The organism is Acinetobacter sp. UBA3132 (assembly GCF_002364825.1).
GTDB classification, from domain to species: domain Bacteria; phylum Pseudomonadota; class Gammaproteobacteria; order Pseudomonadales; family Moraxellaceae; genus Acinetobacter; species Acinetobacter schindleri.
This window is the reverse complement of sequence record NZ_DEZM01000077.1, coordinates 1-7,588: the sequence shown is the minus strand read 5'-3', so window position 1 is coordinate 7,588 and position 7,588 is coordinate 1. Positions and strand designations below refer to the sequence as shown.

General features: G+C 40.7%; 8 protein-coding genes and 1 tRNA gene. 2 read left to right on the top strand and 7 right to left on the bottom strand.

Annotation, left to right across the window (positions count from 1 at the left end; genetic code table 11):
- Positions 1-121 precede the first annotated feature (121 nt).
- On the top strand, positions 122-631 hold the full coding sequence (locus tag B4033_RS03610; RefSeq protein WP_286832154.1) for a DUF3465 domain-containing protein: 510 nt from the start codon (positions 122-124) through the stop codon (positions 629-631).
- Positions 632-664: 33 nt separating this feature from the next.
- Here B4033_RS03610 and B4033_RS03605 read toward each other — a convergent pair whose 3' ends face one another.
- The 7 genes from B4033_RS03605 to B4033_RS03575 all read right to left on the bottom strand — a co-directional run bounded on the left by B4033_RS03605 (position 665) and on the right by B4033_RS03575 (position 6,738).
- Entirely contained in the window at positions 665-1,120 is a 456-nt protein-coding gene (locus tag B4033_RS03605; RefSeq protein ID WP_004815228.1) for a DUF962 domain-containing protein, read from the bottom strand.
- A 230-nt stretch (positions 1,121-1,350) separates the two neighbouring features.
- A complete protein-coding gene (locus tag B4033_RS03600) occupies positions 1,351-1,962 on the bottom strand; it encodes a septal ring lytic transglycosylase RlpA family protein (protein WP_004815231.1) in 612 nt (203 codons plus the stop codon).
- 288 nt (positions 1,963-2,250) lie between these two features.
- The gene (gene mltB / locus B4033_RS03595) at positions 2,251-3,252 is read right to left on the bottom strand and encodes a lytic murein transglycosylase B (RefSeq protein ID WP_286832151.1); all 1,002 of its coding nucleotides are present in this window, start codon (positions 3,250-3,252) and stop codon (positions 2,251-2,253) included.
- A 295-nt stretch (positions 3,253-3,547) separates the two neighbouring features.
- The gene (locus tag B4033_RS03590) at positions 3,548-4,198 is read right to left on the bottom strand and encodes a hypothetical protein (protein WP_071320395.1); all 651 of its coding nucleotides are present in this window, start codon (positions 4,196-4,198) and stop codon (positions 3,548-3,550) included.
- Positions 4,199-4,217: 19 nt separating this feature from the next.
- Entirely contained in the window at positions 4,218-5,033 is an 816-nt protein-coding gene (queF, locus tag B4033_RS03585; protein WP_286832148.1) for an NADPH-dependent 7-cyano-7-deazaguanine reductase QueF, read from the bottom strand.
- Complete coding sequence (locus B4033_RS03580) at positions 5,033-5,806, bottom strand: ABC transporter permease (RefSeq protein WP_004815236.1); 774 nt, start codon at positions 5,804-5,806, stop codon at positions 5,033-5,035. Before B4033_RS03580 ends, queF begins: the two co-directional genes overlap by 1 nt.
- Entirely contained in the window at positions 5,803-6,738 is a 936-nt protein-coding gene (locus tag B4033_RS03575) for an ABC transporter ATP-binding protein (protein ID WP_286832146.1), read from the bottom strand. The genes B4033_RS03580 and B4033_RS03575 overlap by 4 nt, the downstream gene beginning before the upstream one ends.
- Before the next feature lie 189 nt (positions 6,739-6,927).
- On the opposite strand from B4033_RS03575, the gene B4033_RS03570 reads away from it, so the two are divergent.
- Positions 6,928-7,003: transfer RNA gene (locus B4033_RS03570), tRNA-Arg, on the top strand.
- Positions 7,004-7,588: the final 585 nt, after the last annotated feature.

Genomic DNA, 7,588 nt, shown 5'->3' with positions numbered 1-7,588 from the left:
GAAGTTGCTGCTGCTCAAGCTGCTGCTGCTCAATAATTTTTACCTTTAGGTAAAAGTTAGAAAAAGCCCCATTTAATGGGGCTTTTTTTATGATTAAGGCATTACTGATCAGGGGAGAATGATGGCAAATAAAGCAAATATAGGGATTGGGGCAGTCATCGTACTACTGGTTGCTGCTTATTTGGGACTTGATCTTTCTGAGTCCAGGCAACAGACCAATACTTTCACACCTGTACAGGAAGCTACTGAACAACATAAACAGCAGCCTGATCGTGCAAATATTAATACGGTAGATACGGGTATTGCACGTATACAACAGGCTTATCAGCAAAGACAAAGTGATATTCAGGTTCAAGGTGCAGGCGAGGTGATTGCGATATTAAAAGATGATAATGAAGGGTCTCGTCATCAGAAGTTTATTTTAGAACTGAACAATGGCCATACCGTGCTGGTCGCTCATAATATTGATCTGGCACCGCGGATTCCAAATATTCAAAAAGGCGACGTGGTCGAATTTTTTGGTGAATATGAATATAGCGAAAAGGGAGGTGTCATTCATTGGACCCATCATGATCCAGGTCGAAAACACATTGACGGCTGGTTAAAATATCAAGGAAGAACCTATCAATAAGGTCCTTCCCATGAAGGAAAATGAGAAATAGTGCTAAATGCGCTTCATTTCGCTTATTTGGCGACTTTTCCAAAAAGGAATTACTTTACCTAGATAGGCATCCATGCACCAAATCGGGCCAATAAGAAGGAATTGGAGGTCTTTAAAAAAAGAAGGCTTTTTACCTTCCACTTTATGCCCATAAAACTGGCCAACCCAGGCAAAAACAAATAGCCCGATATAAAAACCGACGCCGACTGGCAGGATCCAGATCAACCAGGCCATAACTAAAGTCAGTGCTGCCATAGCAACCGCCAATACAATATCAAGACGCGTATAAAAGATCATTGCCAAGACAACCAGTAATGCAGTGAGTAATGCACTGAAGTGAGCAAGAATACCGATAATAGAAAAATAGATAGTGGGCACACAGACCCAGTGGATCAGCTTATTAGTCTTGTTCTGATGACTGTCGCTGTATTCATCAAACCATTCCGTTACAGTTTTCATTTTCCACTCCTGCTGCTTCTATTTCTTAAAATATAAAGCAGAACAGGGTGGTGGTCAAAACGCACTCGTCAGGAAGTCAGCTTACTGGAGAAAGACCAATAGACGAGCAGGGTGGATAAGCGCAGTAACAGTACATCCGAAATAAGTTCTAATTTAAGCACAGCAAATCATTCCATAAAAAAAGCCACATTATCTGTGGCTTTTGGTCAAATGCGTTAATAAGCTAAATCTTAAGAGTTTGGCCCTTGTACACGCTCAATACTAACTTTGGCAGTACCCGCATTGGTGATGCCAATTTGCTTGGCTGCACCATAAGATAAATCAAGTACACGGTTGCCATGGAATGGACCACGGTCATTTACTTTCACTACCACACTCTTACCATTGTTCTTGTTAGTCACACGAATGTAACAATTCAATGGGAGGCTGCGGTGAGCTGCAGTCATTCCGTTCATGTCGAAAGTTTCGCCGCTAGCCGTTTTACGGCCGTGGAACTGACGACCATACCAAGATGCTGTACCAGTCTGGCTGAATTTACGAACTGTGTTGGAAGCAACAGTGTTCAGTTTTTCAATCACTGAAGGCTCATCTTCAGGGATTTCAATTTTAGCTGCAATCGTTTCACGACGAACTTTATCGCCAGAACGCTCAGTGATTGAAAGGCTGTTTAAATTTGTAAAGTTTGAATTGAAGCTTTGAGCTTCACGATTCAGAACACGTGTGGCAACACGCGAACGGTCATTATCATTATTTAATGATGATGACTGGACCAATTCTGCCTGCGACTGCGTCAGTGTGACAGTCGTGGCAATGGCCATTAAGTATTTGATTGAAGAATGCATCGAATCAACTCCTAGCAGCGGGTTCAAAAGGTTAATCTAAAGTGCTGAAAAACCAAGTAAACGAGCCTGATATTTAACTTATGCAACTACATTTGACGAAATGGATAATATTCATGCCGGCAATAGCCTGTCTAGTCTTTAATTAAAATAGTCTTGAAAAGAACGTAAAATAAACAATAATTGATTAAAAAATAACCATAATTGTAACAATATATGAAAAAAGTCCAGAATTTGAACTATTTCTCATAAATATTTGTTGACTTTTGTGTCTTGCGGTAAATAAGAGCCTTATCGACTCACGATTTCTGTACCTAACAACCACAAAGCAGTGGCATACATTCGGCTGCGATTATAGGTGGTAATCACCTGAAAATTTGGATAAGTAATATAGTAAATCGGTCCATAATTTTCTTGCAATTGAATAACATTGACTAAATCCAGATCGTCGATTTTTACGATCGGATTCATAGGACTAATTCCTCGAGTTTTTAATACACCATAGGGTGTTGGCTGGGTTAGGTCCTTGGCAATTATTGCATCCGGATTTGAACCAACATAACGTGCAGGGAAAGCAATTGGCTGGTTGCGTTGCCAGCCATGCTGAGCCAGATAATTGGCAATTGAACCAATAGCGTCCACAGCAGAGTTACGAAGATCAATATGACCATTGCCATCATAGTCGACACCAAACTTGGGAATATTGCTTGGCATAAACTGGGGATAACCGATCGCACCGGCATAAGAACCCACTACGGAGTTGGTTGGCACCCCATCTTTATACGACCAGGCAATCAGGGCAGAAAGCTCATCCTGAAAGTATTCATTGCGGCGATCACCATTAAATCCAAGAGTGGCTAATGCATCACGGGTGATAAAAGAACCTTTGTTGCTACCAAAACCGGTTTCTACTCCCAGAATCCCAAGAATAATCGCTTGTGGTACACCAAACTGCTGTTCAGCACGATTCAGGGTATCGGCATACTGCTGTTTAAAACGCACACCACGCTGAATGGTACTTTCAGCCAGAAAATTGGTTTTATAGCTATACCACGGTTTGCTTTCACCTGGACGACTCATGATGCTCAGCACATTCGGCAAATTGCGTGTACCATTCATGGCCCAGTCAATCTGTTCATTACTTAAACCATACTGTTGCATGGTTTTGATTTTAAAAGCGGAATAAGAGGGATGCGTTTGGAAATCATTGGCTTGGCTAAAACTACTAAAACTTAGTGCAGCGAATACCAGAGAAAGTCGTTTAAGTTTTTTATAAAAATGTGGTTTTAACATCTGACAGTGATTTCCAATTTCATGAATGAGTTGGCAACAGGGGGCATCCTGCACTTCTATTTATGCCCGAAAAAAGAGGCAAAAAATCGATAAAATCTTGTAAACAGAACACAATTGCTCAGGACTATTAAAGATAACATTGACTGGATAATGACATCCAACTGCTTTGACAAAAAGAGACAAAGTATGGCTATTTTTAACGCATTTTTCTTGTGAAGATGCATTTACTGTAACAAGCTATTTCATTGGCAATAAAAAAGCCCGACATTAGTCAGGCTTTTTTGATCAACTTATATTAAGAGTAGAACAAAGTATCGTGGTATTCCGCCATTGCCTTTAGTTCATCCTTATTTAATTTCAGGATGATTTTATCCGCAGCAATGTTGATTGCCTTGATCACTGCAGAAGCACCGATATCCGCCGCTTTACGTTTAATCATGCCCAGATCCAGGGTTTTGTTAAAATCCACCATGAAATGACGCACAGTCGCCTCACCAAACTCCTTATAGAGATTGCTCAAGGTCTGTTTGTCGATTTCATTGCCTGCTTTTACTTCAGCAAACTGGTACTTAAGGTTAGTGACCAGATTGGCATCCAGAGATTCACCGATACGGATGTTGCCTTCAGGATCCTTAAACAGACTGCGTTCAGAAAAGGCAATGGATTCACGTACCACCTCATTGGGAGCTTTGCCCAATAACTGCTTGAGCAAGACTGCTACCGTGGACTTGATATATCCTGCCAGTTTTTCCGCAGTATCACGCTTATCACTTGCTGGGAACTTGCGTACAAGTTCAGTCAAAATGGCATCAATGATCTCATCATTGATCATTAATGCCGTTTTGTCACGAAGTGGATACAGCGGTTCGCTAGAGTTTTTATTTTTCTGTGCAGTCTGAATTGTATTTAAAAGTTCTGCTGAAGGAATAAATCCAAAAAAAGGCATCGTTAAACCTCAATGTTTCTTATTGTCGCGCTAAACGAATAGGGCGAGGCATCCATGTAAAGTCCGATACACGGCAAGGGTTGATATCCAATCCACCACGGCGTGTATAGGTCGCATATACCATCAACTTTTCCGGTTTTAGATTTTGCCAGATATCGGCAAATATCTGTTCCACACATTGTTCGTGGAAACCGTTGTGCTGACGATACGAAATAATATAAGCCAATATGCTCTTATAACAAGGTTTTTTACCTTGATAGCGTATAAATACTGTACCCCAGTCCGGTTGTCCAGTGACTGGACAGTTACTTCTTAATAAATGTGAATAAAGCTGAACTTCGACATTTTCATCACTTTCATTATCTAGAGCCAATAACGTCGCATCAGGATGATTTTCCAGACGTTCTGGGATCAGTTCATCCAGGCAGATTCCTTCAGGCTTGGCAATGTCCAGCTCATCTACATGGAACAGATTTAGCTTTACGTCCGCTTCAGCGGCTTTAGATAAATCCTGTTCGACTGTCGCAATAAAAGCTGCTTTAGACTCAAACTTGGCAAAATTCAGACTGTTGAAATACAGCTTAAGAGATTTGGATTCGATCAAGTTTGGAGAAGATGCGGGTAAAGTCATTCGACCAATTGCGACCTGTGGTACACCGGCAGCATTTAACCAGGATATTTCAAAAATATGCCACCAGTCCGTACCTTGTTGAATTGCTTCAATATGAGCATATTTCTCACGCGCAGGCGCACGTGAGATTGGGTACAGAATCTCGGGTTGATATTCTGTTGGATAGTTGGTGTCTTTACCAAGAAGAGAATGTTCTACACTCATTATTCACGCATTCCTGAACCACGAGACAATAAATAGTAAGCAATACCGTATAAGACAGCACACCAGAAGGTAATCACAGCCAATGAAATGGAAACATTGACATCGCTATGACCTAAAATGCCGAAACGGAATGCATTCACCATATAGACAATCGGGTTAATTAAAGAGAGATTTTGCCAAAAAGGGCTTAAAACACTGATGGCATAGAATACACCACCCAAATAAGTCAGGGGAGTCAGCACAAAAGTGGGGATAATCGAGATGTCATCAAAGGATTTAGCATATACCGCATTAATAAAGCCACCCAATGAAAACAGTAGCGAAGTAACGAGTACTGTATATATAGTGACGAACCAGTTAGTAATATATAAGTCAGTAAAAAATAGACTCATGCTGGTCACAATAATTGCCACCAAAATACCACGTGCCACGCCACCTAGAACATAGCCCCACAGGATTGCATGTAGCGGTACCGGACTCATAATCAGTTCTTCAATGCTCTTTTGAAATTTAGAACTGAAGAAGCTGGAAGATACGTTGGCATAACTGTTGGTAATGACCGCCATCATGATCAAACCGGGCACAATGAACTGCATATAGCTAAAGCCGCCCATTTCTCCAATCCGTGAACCCACCAGATTGCCAAAAATTACGAAATATAAAGTCATGGTAATGGCAGGTGGAAGCAGGGTTTGGGGCCAGATCCGCATAAAGCGGCGGATTTCTTTATAAATGATGGTATAGAGGGCAACGCCAAGCTGATTTAAATTCATTGCGCAGCTCCATTGAGGTTTTTCTCAACCATTTTCACAAACAATTCTTCAAGACGATTGGATTTGTTACGCATACTACGAACTTGGATATTCTGTGCTTCGAGTAACTGGAACAGTTCATTCATACTATGTGCTTTATCTAAAGTGACTTCCAATGTCATTGGATCGACCAGATTAAACTTCACCCCTATAATATCGAGCTGGAGAGGTTCGATTGGTTCGGCCAGATCGAAGATAAAGGATTCTTCATTTAGCTGATTGAGGAAGTTCTTCATGGTGGTGTCTTCTTTAATGACACCACGGTCAATGATTGCAATCCGGCGACACAACATCTCTGCTTCTTCTAAGTAGTGAGTGGTCAGAATGATCGATGTGCCTTTATTGTTCACCTCATTCAGAAAGTCCCACATTGAGCGACGCAGCTCGATATCGACACCCGCCGTTGGTTCATCCAGAATTAACAGTTTTGGTTCATGCATCATGGCACGGGCGATCATCAGACGACGCTTCATCCCGCCTGAAAGCATCCGTGCCTGTGTAGCGCGTTTTTCCCACAAACCCAGTTTGTTTAAATATTCTTCGGCACGTTCTTGAGCAATTTTCTTTGGAATACCGTAATAACCCGCCTGTGTAACAAGGATGTCGAACGTTTTCTCGAACTGGGAGAAGTTGAATTCTTGTGGTACTACGCCTAAACACTGTTTCGCTTCAGAAGGGTGGGTATCCAAGTTGTGACCAAAAATCTCAACAGTCCCAGAGGTTTTTCTTGTTAAGGAACTAATGATGCCGATGGTTGTAGATTTACCTGCACCATTCGGGCCGAGCAGGGCATAAAACTCACCCTCTGGTACATCCAGATTAATACCTTTTAATGCTTGAAAGCCATTGCGATAGGTCTTTGACAAATCCCTTAAGGTCAATGCATCAGTCATGGAGATCTCAAATGGTGAAAAATTGAGATATTGTGAGTGATCTGTATAAATAAGCCAAGTGATTGAGTGGGAATTCTTTTATAAAGGTGTGAGAAGATTGTTCAAAGCGTAGTCACTAAAATCACTAGCTTATATATAGTTGTTTACCTTATGCGATTTTTTGTTATGATGTGCGCACTCCTCATATAAGCGCTCATAGCTCAACTGGATAGAGTACAGGTCTCCGAAGCCTGTGGCGTGGGTTCGAGTCCCGCTGAGCGCACCATTTCACTGTTTCACCTCATCCAAATAAATACGAAAATCATTCAAAATAAATAGTTTACGTATTTCTATTGTATGATATTGTCCGAAGGTGTTTTAGGTTATCTAAGGTTTTTGCGGTAATTTTTGCGAGAATTTCAAAATTATTGCAAAGGCTTACCGTAAAAATGCCAAAAGTAATTGTAAATCTGACAGATACACAGATTCGTTCATCTGTGAATTCACATAGAAAATTATTAACCAAGGTTCAAATTAAACTTGCCGATGGTAAAGGACTATTTTTTTATTATTGATAAAAATGGCAATTCCTATTGAAGATTAGACTATGCTCGCCCAATCACTAAAAAGCGTAATAGTATTTCTTTGGGGACATACCCAGAGATATCGTTACTAAATGCCTGAGCAAAAAGAACAGAATATCAAGAATTACTTGCTCAAAATATAGATCCAGCAATTCTGAAGAAAAATGATGAAGAGATTAAATCAGGTAAGAATACTTTCGCTTTAATCGCAGATGAATATAAAAAGACAGAGGAGCTAGAGCCTAGTACCCAGAGAAGGAATCAATTTGTTTGGGATAAGTTGTATT

Bases quoted from the DNA above. Each gene is read 5' to 3' on its own strand.
- mltB (WP_286832151.1), bottom strand. From the start codon at position 3,252: ATGTTAAAACCACATTTTTATAAAAAACTTAAACGACTTTCTCTGGTA.
- B4033_RS03590 (WP_071320395.1), bottom strand. From the start codon at position 4,198: ATGCCTTTTTTTGGATTTATTCCTTCAGCAGAACTTTTAAATACAATT.
- queF (WP_286832148.1), bottom strand. From the start codon at position 5,033: ATGAGTGTAGAACATTCTCTTCTTGGTAAAGACACCAACTATCCAACA.
- B4033_RS03600 (WP_004815231.1), bottom strand. From the start codon at position 1,962: ATGCATTCTTCAATCAAATACTTAATGGCCATTGCCACGACTGTCACA.
- B4033_RS03575 (WP_286832146.1), bottom strand. From the start codon at position 6,738: ATGACTGATGCATTGACCTTAAGGGATTTGTCAAAGACCTATCGCAAT.
- B4033_RS03580 (WP_004815236.1), bottom strand. From the start codon at position 5,806: ATGAATTTAAATCAGCTTGGCGTTGCCCTCTATACCATCATTTATAAA.
- B4033_RS03605 (WP_004815228.1), bottom strand. From the start codon at position 1,120: ATGAAAACTGTAACGGAATGGTTTGATGAATACAGCGACAGTCATCAG.
- B4033_RS03610 (WP_286832154.1), top strand. From the start codon at position 122: ATGGCAAATAAAGCAAATATAGGGATTGGGGCAGTCATCGTACTACTG.